Genomic DNA, 13939 nt, shown 5'->3' with positions numbered 1-13939 from the left:
GGACGGGGTGGGGTGGGGTGGGCGGGGTGGGGTGGGTCGGGGTGGGGTGGGGTGGGGTGGGATGGGGGTGGCTTGGTCAGCTGCGGCGGAAGGCGTAGCGGCGGGCCTGGCCGGCCTGCTGGCTGCGGCCGCCGCCGGAGCGGTTGCCGCCGCCCTGCGGTGGCCCTGCCGTCGGTGCCTTCGGTCGGCCGGTCGGCTTCGGTAGATCACCCACCGAAGGCGCGTCGACAACCGCCGGCACATCGACCGCTGCCGGCACCGCCACCTCGTCCGGCACCGCCATCTCGCCCGGGGCGGAGGCCGGCAACGCCAACTCAGCCCGCAGCGCAGGCTCCACCAGTGCCGCCGGCAACGCCGACTCAGCCCGCAGCGCCGGCTCCACCAGTGCCGCCGGCAGCGCCGGCTCAGCCCGCAGCGCAGGCTCCGCGAGCAGCGCAGGCTCCACGAGCAGCGCCGGCAGGGCCGGTTCGACCGCGAGGTCGAGGGCCGGGAGGGTGGTTGGCAGCGGGCCGTGGCCGGGGCCGGCCGCCGGGTCGACGCCGAGCGGCGTCACTCTCGGGGTACGGGTCTTTTTCGGGTTACGCCTGGCAGGCATCCGGGCCTCCTTCAATGCCGACCGGCACGGCCGGTCCCGCGCTGCGGCGGTCGGTCGGATCGGCTGGTGACCGCCGTTGCGCGGCGGTCGAGTGGGGAAGGGACTGCTCACGGGCCAGGCAGGGCCATCGCCACCGAACGGCGGGGAGGGAATGCGGGACGCCCGGGAGCGCACGGACCGCGACGCGGGACGGCGGGCCGGCTCGGAATTGGGGCGTCAGTTACGCATGTTCGTACCGTAGCCACCGCCCGACCGACGCGCATCCGTTTTTACTGGCACGATCGGCAGATGCTGATCGCGTTCTCGATCACCCCGCTCGGCGGTGACGACTCCGTGGGTGACCTGGTCGCCGAGGCGGTGCGGGTGGTCCGTGTGTCCGGCCTGCCCAACCGGACCGATGCCATGTTCACCACCATTGAGGGCGAGTGGGACGAGGTGATGGCGGTGGTGAAGCAGGCGGTCGATGTAGTCGCCGCGCGGGCGCCCCGGGTCAGTGTGGTGCTCAAGGCCGATGTCCGACCCGGGGTCACCGACGCGCTGACCGGGAAGATCGCCCGCATCGAAGCCCGTCTCGCCGAAGGCTGACGCGCGCGGCGCGGAATGACGACAGGTTTCCCTGCGCGGGGCTCACCGACCAGCGCCGAGGGCCCGAGCCGCCAGGGGCAACGTCCGCATCACGTGCAGTAACGGGACGTCGATCACTGGTCCGTATCGGCTCACATCACGGTAAGTTTCCAAGCGCTGATAGTGGTGTGACGAGAGGTGGCGGCACGAATGGCTGATCAGGCGAGGGCACAAATCGGTGTGACCGGGCTGGCGGTGATGGGTCGCAACGTGGCCCGCAACCTGGCCCGCAACGGCTTCACGGTGGCAGTGCACAACCGCTCGCCGGAGCGCACCCGCAGCCTGGTTGCCGAGCACGGCGACGAGGGCACGTTCCTGCCCGGCGAGACAATGGCCGATTTCGTGGCGTCACTGGAACGACCGCGCGCGGTCATCGTGATGGTGAAGGCCGGCGCGCCCACCGACGCGGTGATCGACGAGTTGGTGCCGCTGCTCGACGAGGGCGACATCATCGTCGACTGTGGCAACGCCCACTTCGCCGACACCCGTCGCCGTGAGGAGGCGCTGCGGGCCCAGGGGCTGCACTTCAGCGGCACCGGTGTCTCCGGCGGCGAGGAGGGCGCGCTGCGCGGGCCGAGCATCATGCCGGGCGGCTCCGCCGAGTCGTACGCGAAGCTCGGGCCGATGTTCGAGAAGATCGCCGCCCAGGTGGACGGCGTGCCGTGCTGCACGCACGTCGGGCCGGACGGCGCCGGGCACTTCGTCAAGATGGTGCACAACGGCATCGAGTACGCCGACATGCAGCTCATCGCCGAGGCGTACGACCTGCTCCGGGCCGGCCTGGACGCGACGCCGGCCGAGATCGCGGAGATCTTCCGGGAGTGGAACAACGGCGAGCTTGAGTCGTTCCTCATCGAGATCACCGCCGACGTGCTCGCGCACACCGATGCGGCGACCGGCCGGTCCTTCGTGGACATCGTGCAGGACCGGGCCGAGCAGAAGGGCACCGGTCGGTGGACCGTGCAGAGCGCCCTGGACCTGGGCATCCCGATCACCGGGATCGCCGAGGCGACCTTCGCCCGTTCGCTCTCCGGGCACGTCGACCAGCGCGAGGCGGCCCGCCGGGCGTTCCCCGACGCGGGTGAGAAGTGGCAGGTGACCGACCGGGAGACGTTCGTCGAGGACGTCCGCCGGGCGCTGCTCGCCTCCAAGATCGTCGCGTACGCGCAGGGCTTCGACCACATCCGCGCGGGCAGCCAGGAATACAACTGGGACATCGACCTCGGCGGTACCGCGACGATCTGGCGGGGCGGCTGCATCATCCGGGCCCGCTTCCTCAACCGGATCCGTGAGGCGTACGACGAGCAGCCCGACCTGCCGACGCTGCTGGTGGCGCCGTACTTCGCCGAGGCGGTCAGCGCCGGCGTGCCGAGCTGGCGGCGGGTGGTGGCCGACGCGACCCGGGCCGGTGTGCCGACGCCCGCGTTCTCGTCGTCGCTGGCGTACTTCGACGCGTTGCGCGCGGAGCGGCTGCCCGCGGCGCTGATCCAGGGTCTGCGGGACAACTTCGGCGCGCACACCTACCAGCGGGTGGACCGCGAGGGCTCGTTCCACACCACCTGGGCCGCCGACCGCACCGAGTCGCCGGCGTAGCCGGCGCGGCGCCCGGTTCGCGGCGACCTGCGCCCTGCGCCCTGCGCCCTGCGCCCTGCGCCCTGCGCCCTGCAAGATCGTGCTTGATCCAGGATGTAGTGGCCTCCCTCTCCGTGGAGGCCACTACATCCATGTTCAAGCGTGATCGAGGGAGACGGCAGGTGCGATGCGGTAGCGGTCAGGCGACCGTGGCGTGCATCTCCCAGACAAGAATCTCGGCCGGTTCGTCGGCGGTCACCCGCCGGCCACCGGTCATGGTGAGCCGGGCGGCGTCGCCGCCGCCGAGCGGACCACTGCCCTCCAGGGTCACCGTGCCGTTGGGCACGTAGAGGTGCACGTAGGGCGCGTCCGGGATGGTGACCTCGTCGCCGGGGGCGAGACGGGCGGCGTGCAGGGTCGCGTACCGGTTGCGGATCCGGATCGCGGACGCGCCGTCGTAGCGGTCCATCCCGGACGCGATCGGCACCAGGCCCCCACGGAGCAGCTCGTCCTCGATCTCCAACTGCTCGTAGCCGGGGTCTACGCCCTGCTCGTCGGGGAGCACCCACATCTGCACGAAGTGCACCGGGTCGGTGTGCGGCTCCTGGTTGTTGAGCCGCCAGGCGTCGTTCTTCTCCGAGTGCAGGATGCCGGTGCCGGCGCTCATCCGCTGGGCCAGACCCGGGTAGATCACCCCGGAGTGCCCGGTGGAGTCCTGGTGCACCAGGGAACCGCGCAGCACCCAGGTCACGATCTCCATGTCCTGGTGCGGGTGGGTCTCGAAGCCGGCCCCCGGTCGGACCACGTCGTCGTTGTTGACCAGCAGCAGGCCGTGGTGCGTGTTGGCCGGGTCGTAGTGCCGGGAGAACGAGAAGGAGTGCTTGGAGTCCAGCCAGGAGATCCGGGTGGCGAATCGATCATCGGCACGACGGATGTCGACGGCGGGCGCCGGCGCGGTCACCAGGCACGCTGCCCGGCGTCGGGGGTCGACGGCGCCCAGGTCAGGGCCGGCTCGCCGCTGGCCAGTTCGGCGATCTCACCGGTGCGCAGCTGGGGAGTGTGGCCGAACTCGGCACAGTGCTGCTCGGCGATCTCGGCACAGATCTCGGCTACCTGCTCGCAGATCGGGTCGCCCAGGTCGGCGGCGTTCAACGCCATGATCATCTTGAAGCGGAGATCCCGCATCTGGCCCCCAACCGCCGTCGTCCCACCACCTCCGGACCCTACCCGCCGCCTTTGCGCAGGACCCCGAAACGAGCGCACCCACCCTCACAGGCGGGGTGAGTTGGTGGGGACGCGACGGCGCCGCCCGCACGGGAGTGCGGACGGCGCCGAGGACAGCTAAGGGATCGGTCAGAAGAAGCGGCGGCGCTTGGCCTTCTGCGGACGGATCAGGTCCGCACCCTTGGTCAGCAGCCGGGTCGCCCCGGAGGGACCACGCCGGGCCTCCAGGGTGTGGCTGAGTCGGCGGGCGCCGGCCGCGGCCAGCGGCACCGCGACAGCCATCACCGCCCACTGGGCAATGCGCTTCTGGATCATGTGGGTTCACCTCCGTCAGTGGCTTCTGACGTCTCTGATACCCAGAGTGACGTGCGGGTAAGCGCGTCGGCTCAGATAACCGGGGCGACCGGGTTGGGCAGCGCGCCGCCGAAGCGTCGGTCCCGCTGGGCGTAGAGCTCGCACGCGTACCAGAGGTGGCGGCGGTCGAAGTCGGGCCAGAGCGTGTCCAGGAAGACCAACTCGGCGTACGCGGTCTGCCAGAGCAGGAAGTTGGAGATCCGTTCCTCACCGGAAGGGCGCAGGAACAGGTCAACCTCCGGGATCTCCGGGTGGTAGAGGTACTTCGCCACGGTCTTCTCGGTGACCTTCGACGGATCCAGTCGGCCGGCCGCCACGTCCCGTGCGATCGCGGCGGCGGCGTCACCGATCTCGGCCTGCCCGCCGTAGTTGACGCAGAACTGCAGGGTCAGCGTCGAGTTGTCGCGGGACATCTCCTCGGCGGTCTGCAACTCGGTGATGACGCTCTTCCACAGCCGACCGGGCCGGCCCGACCACACCACCCGTACGCCCAGGTCGACCAGTTGGTCACGGCGGCGACGGATCACGTCCCGGTTGAACCCCATCAGGAACCGGACCTCGTCCGGCGAGCGCCGCCAGTTCTCGGTGGAGAACGCGTACGCCGACAGGTACGGGATGCCCATCTCGATGGCACCCTCGATGGTGTCGAAGAGGCTGTGCTCCCCCGCCTCGTGCCCCTTGGTGCGGGGCAGCCCGCGGTCCTTGGCCCAGCGGCCGTTGCCATCCATCACCACCGCCACGTGCTTCGGCACCGCGTCGGTGGGCAGCGCCGGCGGTCGGGCTCCGGACGGGTGTGGCACCGGCGGGGTCGGCTCGCGCCGGCCGGCCTTCTTCGATCGGATCACTCGGTCACTCCCTGTTCGCGCCGTCCGCTCCGGCCTCGACGTCGTCGCGTGGCCGGAGCACCACGGCCCCGGTGCCTTCCGGCGGAGGGGCCGTGCCGGCCGCCGAGGGACCCCGGTCGACCAGCGGCAGCGAGCGTAGCGCGCGCTCCAGGTGCCACTGCAGGTGAGCCGCGACCAGCCCACTGCACTCTCGACGTACGGCGGCGTCGGTGGCGTCGGCGATCACCCAGTCGCCGGAGGTCAGCGCGGACATCAGGTCGATGGTGGCCGGGGCGGGATGAGCCGCCCCGGGGGGCCGGCAGTCCGGACAGACCGCGCCGCCGGCCGGAACCGAGAACGCCCGGTGCCGCCCGGGCGTGCCGCAGACCGCGCAGGCGACCAGCGCCGGCGCCCAGCCGGCCAGGGACATCCCGCGCAGCAGGTACGCGTCGAGCACCAGGGTGGTGGCGTGCTCGCCCCGGGACAGCGCCTTCAGCGCGCCGATGGTGAGCTGGAACAGCCGCAGCGACGGCTCCCGTTCCACCGGGGTCAGCCGCTCGGCGGTCTCGGCGATCGCGCTGGCCGCCGTGTAGCGCGGATAGTCGCCCAGGAACCGTTTGCCGTACAGGTCGATGCCCTCGACCTGGCTCACGGTGTGCAGTGAACTGCCGTGGTTGCCCTTCGGGTCGCCGGCGAGTTGGAGGTCGACGTGGCCGAACGGCTCCAGCCGGGCACCGAACTTGCTGGTGGTGCGGCGGATGCCTCGAGCCACCGCGCGTAGCCGGCCGTGCCGGCGGGTGAGCAGGGTGATGATCCGGTCGGACTCGCCGAGCTTCTGCACACGCAGCACCACCGCGTCGTCGCGGTAGAGCTGTCGGCGATACCCGGCCATCGGGCCATTCTCCCTCGGGGTGTGAAATCAGGGTTGGTTCGGGGTGCAAGCGCGGTTGAACCCCGATGCGGCGGCCTCGTGCCCGGCCGTAGCGTGCTGGTCATGGCCCTGCACCTGACCACCACCGCCCGCCGTCGTCGCGTCGCCGCTCCCGTCGCGCTGGGGCTCGCCACCACCCTCATCGTGCTCGCCGGGTGCGACAACCTGTCGTTCCGTCGGCTCGACTACGACAACACCGAGGCGGCCCGGATCACCACGGTCCGGGTCTCCGGGGGTTCGGGCGACGTGGTGATCCGCGGCACCGGCGCGGCGTCCGAGGTGCGGATCAAGCGAGTGGTTCGCTACCAGGGCGGTGAACCGGACAACACCCGCTACGAGATCAAGGGCAGCGAGTTGGTGCTGGACACCGACTGTGGCTCGCGATGCAGCATCTCCTACGAGGTGACGGTGCCGGAGGGTGTGGCGGTGCAGGGCGAGACCAGCTCCGGCAACGTCGAGCTGAGCCGGGTCGGCACCGTGGAGCTACAGGTGCGCTCGGGCGACGTGCGGATCTCCGGTGCGTCGGGCGCGGTCGGCGTGGAGGCCCAGTCGGGCAACATCGAGGTGAACGAGGCCGCCGCGGCGGTACGGCTGCGCGCCTCGTCGGGAGACATCACCGCACGCCGGCTGGGCGGCACTGTCGACGCCGAAGCCAGCTCGGGCAATGTCAGCGTGGAGTTGGACAAGCCCGCCTCGGCCCGGGTCCACGCCTCCAGCGGTGACGTCACGCTGGTGGTGCCGCAGGGCAGCTACCGGGTCCGGTCCAACGCCGATTCCGGCGACGAGACCGTCACCGTCGCCGACAACCCGGCGGCGTCCCTGGTGCTCGACGGTTCGGCCAACAGCGGCAACCTCACGATCAGCGAGCGTTGATCTCGACGTCGGCCGGCTCCCCGGCCGTCCGTTGCGCCGGCACCACCGCTCGTCCGACGGTCGCCCCGGCACCGGCACCGGCTTCGGAACCCGGGCGGGCCGTCGCGTCGACGGACGGCGTCGGGCCACCGGGGATCAGCTCCGGGCGGCGACGGGCGGCGACGTCCTCGACCCACCCGACGGCCAGGGTGACCAGCCCGACCAGGGCGAAGACCAGCAGCACCCGGATGGCCAGGCCCACCGGGTCCTGGTGGGACCAGCCCACCACGTCGACCAGTGGGGTGAGCGCCACCACGAACGGCATGTGCCAGAGGTAGACGGTGAGCGCCCGCCGGTTGAGCACTGTCACCGCCCGGTCGGCCGGTCGGCTCCGGCTCAGCCAGGCCACCCCGGCCGGCGCCCGGCCCAGCACGATCAGGATGAACGCGGCCGACCAGAGGGCGTTGCCCAGGGGGTTGTCGTTCAGGTCGTACCCACGCGGACCGGGATGCTCGACGATCCAGGCGCCGCCGCCCACGGCGAGGGCGAGCGCCACCGGGTACAGCAGTCGACCGGAGAGCCGACGCAGCATCCCGGCGTGGTGGGCGAAGCCGAGCAGCCACGCGCCGAAGTAGAGCCCGAACTCGCGCAGCACCGGCGGTGCCGGGTAGATCCCCACCTCGATGGTCACCAGCAGGAGGTACGGGGCGAGCACCGTCATCAGCGGGGCACGCCGGAACAGCCAGAGCGCGACAGGCGAGGCGAGCACGAACCAGAGATAGTCGCGCAGGTACCAGATGGTGCTCAGCGCCAGCGCACCCCAGTGGTTGGCCGGCGGGTCGGCGATCGGGAACAGCCACAGCAGCACCCGAGGGCTCGCCGACAACCCGCTGAACAGCATGGCCGGCACGAAGACCACCGCGAGCACCCACAGCGACGGCAGCAGTCGACGCAGCCGACGCCCGACCGCCGCCGGGCCGACCCGGGTCAGCGACGCGGCCATCAGTGAGCCTGCCAGCGCGAACATCACCGACATGGCGGGGAAGACGAGGGTGAGGGTCGCCCATCCGGTGACGTGGTAAACGACCACTCGAATGATGGCCAGGGCACGGAGGAGGTCGAGGTACCTGTTGCGCATCAGCCTGCATCTCGGTCGGGGACGCGGGGCACGACCTTCCTACCCTGCGTGGCGCCCGCGCCAAACGACGGCTGTCCCGGCCGGGCGTGAACATCCCCGGCTGCCCGACCGACGGCGATGGTGCCGCCGGTCTGGCACCGCCGACGAGGTGGGTCAGAAGCCCAGCTTGCGCAGTTGCCTCGGGTCGCGCTGCCAGTCCTTCGCGACCCGCACGTGCAGGTCGAGGTAGACCCGACCGCCGAGCAGTTCCTCGATCTGCTTGCGGGCGGTGGTGCCGACCTCCTTGAGCCGACTCGCCTTGTGCCCGAGCACGATGGCCTTCTGGCTGGGCCGCTCCACGTACAGGTCGGCGTAGATCTTCATGACCTGACCCTCGGGGATCATCTCCTCCACCACCACGGCGATGGAGTGCGGCAGCTCGTCGCGGACCCCCTCCAGGGCGGCCTCCCGGATCAGCTCGGCGACAAGCACCTGCTCGGGATCGTCGGTGAGCATGTCGTCCGGGTAGAGCTGCGGCGACGGCGGCAGGTACTTGGTCATCACCTCGACGAGGGTGTCCACCTGGTGCCCGGACACGGCGCTCACCGGCACGATCTCGGCGAACTCCCCCATCTTGCTGACCGCGAGCAACTGCTCCGCCAGTTGGCGCTTGTCCACCAGGTCGGTCTTGGTGACCACCGCCAGCACTGTCGCCTTCAACTCGGCCAGCTCGCCGGTGATGAACTTGTCACCGCGCCCGACCGGCTCGTTCGCCGGGATGCAGAGACCGATCACGTCGACCTCGGTCCAGGTGGAGCGGACCAGGTCGTTGAGACGTTCGCCGAGCAGCGTACGGGGGCGGTGCAGGCCCGGTGTGTCGACGAGGACCAGCTGCGACTCCGGTCGGTGCAGCACCGCCCGGATGACGTGCCGGGTGGTCTGCGGCTTGTTCGAGGTGATGGCGATCTTGGTGCCGACGATGGCGTTGGTCAGCGTCGACTTGCCGGCGTTGGGGCGACCGACGAAGCAGCCGAACCCCGCCCGGTACGGACGCGCCTGCGGATCCTGCACCGGGCTCACTGGGTCACCGTGCCGAGGACCGTGCCGTCCGGAGCGGCCACGTGGACCGGTGCGTCCGCCGCGAGGTCCCGTACCGCCGCGTGCCCGGCACCATCCAGCGTCGACGCCTCGGTCACCACCACCGCCGCCTCCAACCGACTCGCGCCGGCCGCCGCGGCCGACGCCACCGCCAACTGCAACGCGGTGAGCGTCAGCGACGGCAGCGCGACACTGGCCGCCGCGTACGTCCGGCCGTCCTGGTCGCGGACCGCGGCGCCCTCGACGGCACCGACCCGCGCCCGGGCTCCCCGGGCCAGGACGACGAGCTTGCCGTCCTCGGCGCTCAGCGCGCCCGACGCGGTGGGGGTGGGCCGGGCGGCAGGCACGGCGGGTGTGTCAGGCATCGGCGGATTGCCTCTCGTCGTCTCGATAGTTGTCCGTGTCGTCCCCGGGGCCGGCGTGCTCGCCGCGCCCCGTGGTGTCCTGCTCATCGCCCGGCTCCACCCGACTGACCAGGACGGTGTCGATGCGGTTGCGCCGGCCGGTGGTGCCCTCGGCGACCAGGCGGAGACCGGCTACCTCGGCCTCGGCGCCCGGGATCGGCACCCGCCCCAGCGACTGGGCGAGCAGACCGCCGACCGTCTCCACCTCGTCGGTGGGCAGGTCGGTGTCGAACATCTCGCCGAGATTCTCCACCGGCAGGCGAGCGGTCACCCGCACCGAGGAGTCCGCCAGACGTTCGACGGGCGGGCGCTCGACATCGTACTCGTCGGTGATCTCACCGACGATCTCCTCGAGGATGTCCTCGATGGTGACCAGACCGCCGGTGCCGCCGTACTCGTCGACCACGATGACCAGGTGGTTGCGGGCCGCCTGCATCTCGGACAGCAGGTCGTCGACCGGCTTGGACTCCGGTACGAAGGTCGCCGGGCGCATCAGCTCGGCCACCGGCAACTGCTCGGCCCTCGGGTCCCCGCCACGCGAGCGCCGGATCAGGTCCTTGAGGTAGAGCACCCCCAGCACGTCGTCGACGCTCTCGCCGATCACCGGGATGCGGGAGAAACCGGAGCGCAGGAAGAGCGCCAGCGCCTGCGCGAGCGTCTTGCCCTCCTCGATCCACACCATCTCGGTACGCGGCACCATCACCTCACGGGCGATGGTGTCGCCGAGCGCGAAGACGGAGTGGATCATCTGGCGTTCGCCGTGTTCGACCACGCCGCGCTGCTCGGCCAGGTCGACCAGCTCCCGCAGCTCCACCTGGGTGGCGAACGGGCCTTCCCGGAAGCCGCGCCCCGGGGTGACCGCGTTGCCGATCAGGATCAGCAGCGACGCGAGCGGGTTGAGCGCCCGGCCCAGCCAGCGGACCAGCGGTGCCACCGCACGACCGACGGCGTAGGCGTGCTGCCGGCCGATGGTGCGCGGGGCGACGCCCACCACCACGAAGCTGACCACTGTCATCGCGCCGGCGGTCACCAGCGCGGCCCGCCAGCCGGCGCCGAAGCTGTCCACCGCCACGAGCGCCACCAGTGTGGTGGCGGTCAGCTCGGCGAGCAGCCGCAACAGCAGGAGCAGGTTGAGGTGCCGGACGACGTCGCCGGCCACGACCTGGAGGGTACGGGCGCCGCGCACGCCGTCGCGGGCCAGCTCGGCGGCTCGGGCCGGTGAGACCGCGGCGAGGGCCGCCTCGGTCATCGCGATCAGGCCTGCCAGCACCACGAGACCGGCCGCGAAGACGATCAGCTGAAAGTCGGGAAGGCCGGCGGTGGCGCCGGCCGCGAGTAACGGAGGAGTGGACATCACTGGGTGCGGGTCGACCGCCAGCTCGCCAGCAGCCGAGCCTGGAGTGCGAACATCTCCCGCTCCTCCTCCGGCTCGGCGTGGTCGTAACCGAGCAGGTGCAGCACCCCGTGCACGGTGAGCAGGTGCAGCTCGTCGGCGGGCGCGTGCCCGGCGGTCGCCGCCTGCTTGGCCGCCACCTCCGGGCAGAGCACGATGTCGCCGAGCAGGGCGGGCTCGCCGCCGGCCGGTGCGGACTCACCCGGGCCGTGGTCGACGCTGCCCTCGTCCATGGGGAAGGCGAGCACGTCGGTCGGGCCGTCGCCACCCATCCAGCGGTGGTTCAGCTCGGTCATGTAGTCGATGTCGACCAGCAGCACTGACAGCTCGGCGAGGGGGTTGACCCCCATCTCGTCGAGGGCGTGCCGGGCGACGGCGAGCACGGCGTCGGTGTCGACGTCGACACCGGACTCGTTGGCGATCTCGATGGACAACTGCTTTCCTCTGCTTTAGCGGCGGCGGCCGGCCCGGCCGCCCTGGGCGGGTCGCCCAGGCACGGCGTGAACGCCCTGCGCCTGCTGGTTCTCCCGCTCGGCGTCCCAGCGGGCGTACGCGTCGACGATCTCCCCGACCAGCTGGTGGCGGACCACGTCGGAGCTGGACAACTGGGAGAAGTGCACGTCATCGACGTTTTCCAGGATCTCCCGGACCACCCGCAGCCCGCTGCTCGTCCCGCCGGGAAGGTCCACCTGGGTGATGTCACCGGTCACGACGATCTTGGAGTTGAAGCCGAGTCGGGTGAGGAACATCTTCATCTGCTCGGGCGTCGTGTTCTGCGCCTCGTCCAGGATGATGAACGCGTCGTTGAGCGTCCGACCCCGCATGTAGGCGAGGGGGGCGACCTCGATCGTGCCGGCGGCCATCAGCTTCGGGATCGTCTCCGGGTCGAGCATGTCGTGCAGCGCGTCGTAGAGCGGGCGCAGGTACGGATCGATCTTCTCGTTGAGCGTGCCGGGCAGGAAGCCCAGCCGCTCGCCCGCCTCGACCGCCGGTCGGGTGAGGATGATCCGGTTGACCTGCTTGGCCTGCAACGCCTGGACGGCCTTCGCCATCGCCAGGTAGGTCTTTCCGGTGCCGGCGGGGCCGATGCCGAAGACGATGGTGTGGGTGTCGATCGCGTCGACGTACTTCTTCTGCCCGAGCGTCTTGGGGCGGATGGTGCGCCCGCGCCGGGAGAGGATGTTGAGTGTCAGGACCTCGGCGGGCCGCTCGGCGCTGCCCTGCTCGAGCATGCCGACGGTACGCCGGACGGCGTCAGTGGTCAGGGTCTCGCCTTTCTCGATGAGTTCGAGGAGCTCGCTGAAGACCCGCTCGGCGAGGGCGTTGTCCGCTGGGTCACCGGTGATGGTGATCTCGTTGCCGCGGACGTGCACGTCACTGGTGACCGAGCGTTCGACGAGTCTGAGGATCTCGTCGCCTGCGCCGAGCAGATTGACCATGATCTTCGGGTCGGGCACGGTGATCCTGGTCTGCACCCGGGGCGGGCCGGGAGGTGGGGTGCCGGTCATAGGTTGGGCCGAAGGGCCCTGCGCCACCTGCTCTCGATCTCGGCGCCGGCCTGCTGGCCTGGCGTGCGGACGTTACACCCATCGTATCGGTTCAACGCGGGCCGCATCGCGCCCATTTCCGCTGGCCGCGATCAACTCCCGGCCCGGAAGTCGTACCGGTCGAAGGTCTCCTGGTGGCGGGTGAACCGGTACGTCGCCCAGTGCATCCGGACCACCGCGCCGGCCTCGTCCCGGGTCAGCCGCAGCAGCTCCCCGACCTCCCGACCGGAGATCACCCGGAACACGTCCGGCTGGTCCGGCAGCGGGGTGAAGATCGCCGGCGGACGTCCGGTCGGGTCAGCGACCCCGCGGGCCCGCAGGGTGCCGTCGTGCCACGAGAAGACGTACTCGGAGCCCTCGCCCCACCAGCGGCCGAGCACACCCCGCAGGGCCGCCGGCGCGGGTGCGCCGGGTCGCCAGGGCTCGATCTCGGCCGGGTCGCGCTCGACCGCCGCGGCGAGCAGCCGGTGCGACAGATCGAACAGATCGGTCGCCGTGCCGGACGAGCCGAGCACGGCGGCGCCCATCGCCCCGGGCGTGCCGTCACCGCCGCGCCGGCCGTACGCCCCGGCGAGGAACCCGGGCATCGCCCCGTCGTGCCCCACGTGCATCACCCGCTCCCCCTGCGGGCTCAGGATCAGCCCGAGCCCGAAGCCCGCGCTCCAGAGCGTTTCGTCGGTGGTGGTCAGCGGCCAGCGCATCTCGTCCAGGGTGGCCGGGGCGAGGACCGCGCCGGCCGGGTCCAGCGCCGCCGGGTCGGCCAGGAACGCCGCCCAGCGGGCCATGTCGGTAGCGGTGCTCCAGAGCTGGGCAGCCGGGCCGACCGCGCCGAAGTCGGTCGGCGGTTCCGGGTGCGCCTCGTCGGAGTACGCGTCGACCAGGAACCCGGTGGCCGCCGTCGGGCGTGGGGTCACCGTGGTGTCGGTCAGCCCCAGCGGAGTCAGGATCCGCTCGGTGAGCGCCTGCTCCCAGCTGCCGCCCCGGAGCCGGGCGACGAGTTGGCCGAGCACGGCCACGCCCAGGTTGGAGTAGTGGAACCGCCGGCCGGTCGGCAGCACCCGCTCGGCCCGGTCCAGCTCGGCGACCAGTTGGGCGTCGTCCGGTGCGCGCAGGCTGTCCCACACATCGCCGAACGGCTCGCGTTGCAGGCCACCGGTGTGCGACAGCAACCGGCGTACGGTCAGCTCGCCGTGCGCCGGGAGGTCCAGGTGCCGGCCCACCGGGTCGTCCAGGTCCAGCAGCCCGTCGTCGCGGCACTGCAGAACCAGCACCGCGGTGAACGTCTTGGTGATCGAGCCGATCCGGAACTGGGTGCCCGCGCCCAGAGGGCTCTCGGTGCCGGTCTCGCCGACGGTGCAGCTCCAGAGCGGTCGGTCGGCCCGGTGCAGGGCCGCCGAGACCGCC

Annotated in this window: 16 protein-coding genes; 3 read left to right on the top strand and 13 right to left on the bottom strand. The window is 71.5% G+C overall.

The genetic code is table 11. From position 1 onward, the window contains the following. Nucleotides 1-76: 76 nt before the first annotated feature. On the bottom strand, nucleotides 77-595 hold the full coding sequence (locus ABZ749_RS14850; RefSeq protein WP_357227761.1) for a hypothetical protein: 519 nt from the start codon (nucleotides 593-595) through the stop codon (nucleotides 77-79). A 288-nt stretch (nucleotides 596-883) separates the two neighbouring features. Between ABZ749_RS14850 and ABZ749_RS14845 the strand changes: the two genes are divergently transcribed. Then, nucleotides 884-1180: a thiamine-binding protein gene (locus ABZ749_RS14845; protein WP_357227758.1), complete on the top strand. Its 297-nt coding sequence runs from the start codon at nucleotides 884-886 to the stop codon at nucleotides 1178-1180. Between the two features lie 189 nt (nucleotides 1181-1369). Beyond that, entirely contained in the window at nucleotides 1370-2812 is a 1443-nt protein-coding gene (gndA, locus tag ABZ749_RS14840; RefSeq protein WP_355009268.1) for an NADP-dependent phosphogluconate dehydrogenase, read from the top strand. Between the two features lie 178 nt (nucleotides 2813-2990). Here the strand turns inward: gndA and ABZ749_RS14835 are convergent, their stop codons facing one another. The 5 genes from ABZ749_RS14835 to recO all read right to left on the bottom strand — a co-directional run bounded on the left by ABZ749_RS14835 (nucleotide 2991) and on the right by recO (nucleotide 6085). Beyond that, nucleotides 2991-3752: a pirin family protein gene (locus ABZ749_RS14835; protein ID WP_357227755.1), complete on the bottom strand. Its 762-nt coding sequence runs from the start codon at nucleotides 3750-3752 to the stop codon at nucleotides 2991-2993. Continuing rightward, complete coding sequence (locus tag ABZ749_RS14830) at nucleotides 3749-3976, bottom strand: thioredoxin reductase (RefSeq protein WP_357227752.1); 228 nt, start codon at nucleotides 3974-3976, stop codon at nucleotides 3749-3751. The genes ABZ749_RS14835 and ABZ749_RS14830 overlap by 4 nt, the downstream gene beginning before the upstream one ends. Before the next feature lie 168 nt (nucleotides 3977-4144). After that, a complete protein-coding gene (locus ABZ749_RS14825) occupies nucleotides 4145-4330 on the bottom strand; it encodes a hypothetical protein (RefSeq protein WP_030491795.1) in 186 nt (61 codons plus the stop codon). A gap of 71 nt (nucleotides 4331-4401) precedes the next feature. Continuing rightward, complete coding sequence (locus ABZ749_RS14820) at nucleotides 4402-5214, bottom strand: isoprenyl transferase (protein ID WP_357227749.1); 813 nt, start codon at nucleotides 5212-5214, stop codon at nucleotides 4402-4404. Between the two features lie 4 nt (nucleotides 5215-5218). Next, nucleotides 5219-6085 carry a DNA repair protein RecO gene (gene recO / locus ABZ749_RS14815; protein WP_357227746.1) on the bottom strand — a complete coding sequence of 289 codons (867 nt, stop codon included), beginning with the start codon at nucleotides 6083-6085 and terminating at the stop codon, nucleotides 5219-5221. 102 nt (nucleotides 6086-6187) lie between these two features. Here recO and ABZ749_RS14810 point away from each other — a divergent pair, with 102 nt between their 5' ends. Then, nucleotides 6188-6997 (top strand): DUF4097 family beta strand repeat-containing protein, encoded by an 810-nt coding sequence (locus ABZ749_RS14810; RefSeq protein WP_357227743.1) that lies wholly within the window; start codon nucleotides 6188-6190, stop codon nucleotides 6995-6997. Here ABZ749_RS14810 and ABZ749_RS14805 read toward each other — a convergent pair. The 7 genes from ABZ749_RS14805 to ABZ749_RS14775 form a co-directional block, all read right to left on the bottom strand. Further along, complete coding sequence (locus ABZ749_RS14805) at nucleotides 6984-8114, bottom strand: acyltransferase (RefSeq protein WP_357227741.1); 1131 nt, start codon at nucleotides 8112-8114, stop codon at nucleotides 6984-6986. The genes ABZ749_RS14810 and ABZ749_RS14805 overlap by 14 nt on opposite strands. A gap of 153 nt (nucleotides 8115-8267) precedes the next feature. Then, on the bottom strand, nucleotides 8268-9173 hold the full coding sequence (era, locus tag ABZ749_RS14800) for a GTPase Era (RefSeq protein WP_357227738.1): 906 nt from the start codon (nucleotides 9171-9173) through the stop codon (nucleotides 8268-8270). After that, the gene (locus ABZ749_RS14795; RefSeq protein WP_357227735.1) at nucleotides 9170-9556 is read right to left on the bottom strand and encodes a cytidine deaminase; all 387 of its coding nucleotides are present in this window, start codon (nucleotides 9554-9556) and stop codon (nucleotides 9170-9172) included. Before ABZ749_RS14795 ends, era begins: the two co-directional genes overlap by 4 nt. Further along, nucleotides 9549-10973: a hemolysin family protein gene (locus tag ABZ749_RS14790; protein WP_357227763.1), complete on the bottom strand. Its 1425-nt coding sequence runs from the start codon at nucleotides 10971-10973 to the stop codon at nucleotides 9549-9551. Before ABZ749_RS14790 ends, ABZ749_RS14795 begins: the two co-directional genes overlap by 8 nt. After that, nucleotides 10949-11422, bottom strand: coding sequence for an rRNA maturation RNase YbeY (ybeY, locus tag ABZ749_RS14785; RefSeq protein WP_030491788.1), 474 nt, complete (start codon nucleotides 11420-11422; stop codon nucleotides 10949-10951). Before ybeY ends, ABZ749_RS14790 begins: the two co-directional genes overlap by 25 nt. Nucleotides 11423-11437: 15 nt before the next feature. Then, nucleotides 11438-12496, bottom strand: a complete 1059-nt coding sequence (locus tag ABZ749_RS14780; protein ID WP_238670385.1) for a PhoH family protein — start codon at nucleotides 12494-12496, stop codon at nucleotides 11438-11440. A 131-nt stretch (nucleotides 12497-12627) separates the two neighbouring features. After that, nucleotides 12628-13939: serine hydrolase domain-containing protein (locus ABZ749_RS14775; RefSeq protein WP_357227732.1), on the bottom strand; the 1312-nt coding region annotated here is incomplete at its 5' end.

Origin of the sequence: Micromonospora sp. NPDC047753 (assembly GCF_040642735.1) — a bacterium.
Taxonomy (GTDB): Bacteria; Actinomycetota; Actinomycetes; order Mycobacteriales; family Micromonosporaceae; genus Micromonospora.
This window is presented reverse-complemented; position numbering and strand designations above follow the sequence as displayed.

Bases quoted from the DNA above. Each gene is read 5' to 3' on its own strand.
- ABZ749_RS14850 (WP_357227761.1), bottom strand. From the start codon at position 595: ATGCCTGCCAGGCGTAACCCGAAAAAGACCCGTACCCCGAGAGTGACG.
- ABZ749_RS14845 (WP_357227758.1), top strand. From the start codon at position 884: ATGCTGATCGCGTTCTCGATCACCCCGCTCGGCGGTGACGACTCCGTG.
- gndA (WP_355009268.1), top strand. From the start codon at position 1,370: ATGGCTGATCAGGCGAGGGCACAAATCGGTGTGACCGGGCTGGCGGTG.
- ABZ749_RS14830 (WP_357227752.1), bottom strand. From the start codon at position 3,976: ATGCGGGATCTCCGCTTCAAGATGATCATGGCGTTGAACGCCGCCGAC.
- ABZ749_RS14825 (WP_030491795.1), bottom strand. From the start codon at position 4,330: ATGATCCAGAAGCGCATTGCCCAGTGGGCGGTGATGGCTGTCGCGGTG.
- recO (WP_357227746.1), bottom strand. From the start codon at position 6,085: ATGGCCGGGTATCGCCGACAGCTCTACCGCGACGACGCGGTGGTGCTG.
- ABZ749_RS14810 (WP_357227743.1), top strand. From the start codon at position 6,188: ATGGCCCTGCACCTGACCACCACCGCCCGCCGTCGTCGCGTCGCCGCT.
- ABZ749_RS14805 (WP_357227741.1), bottom strand. From the start codon at position 8,114: ATGCGCAACAGGTACCTCGACCTCCTCCGTGCCCTGGCCATCATTCGA.
- ABZ749_RS14795 (WP_357227735.1), bottom strand. From the start codon at position 9,556: ATGCCTGACACACCCGCCGTGCCTGCCGCCCGGCCCACCCCCACCGCG.
- ABZ749_RS14780 (WP_238670385.1), bottom strand. From the start codon at position 12,496: ATGACCGGCACCCCACCTCCCGGCCCGCCCCGGGTGCAGACCAGGATC.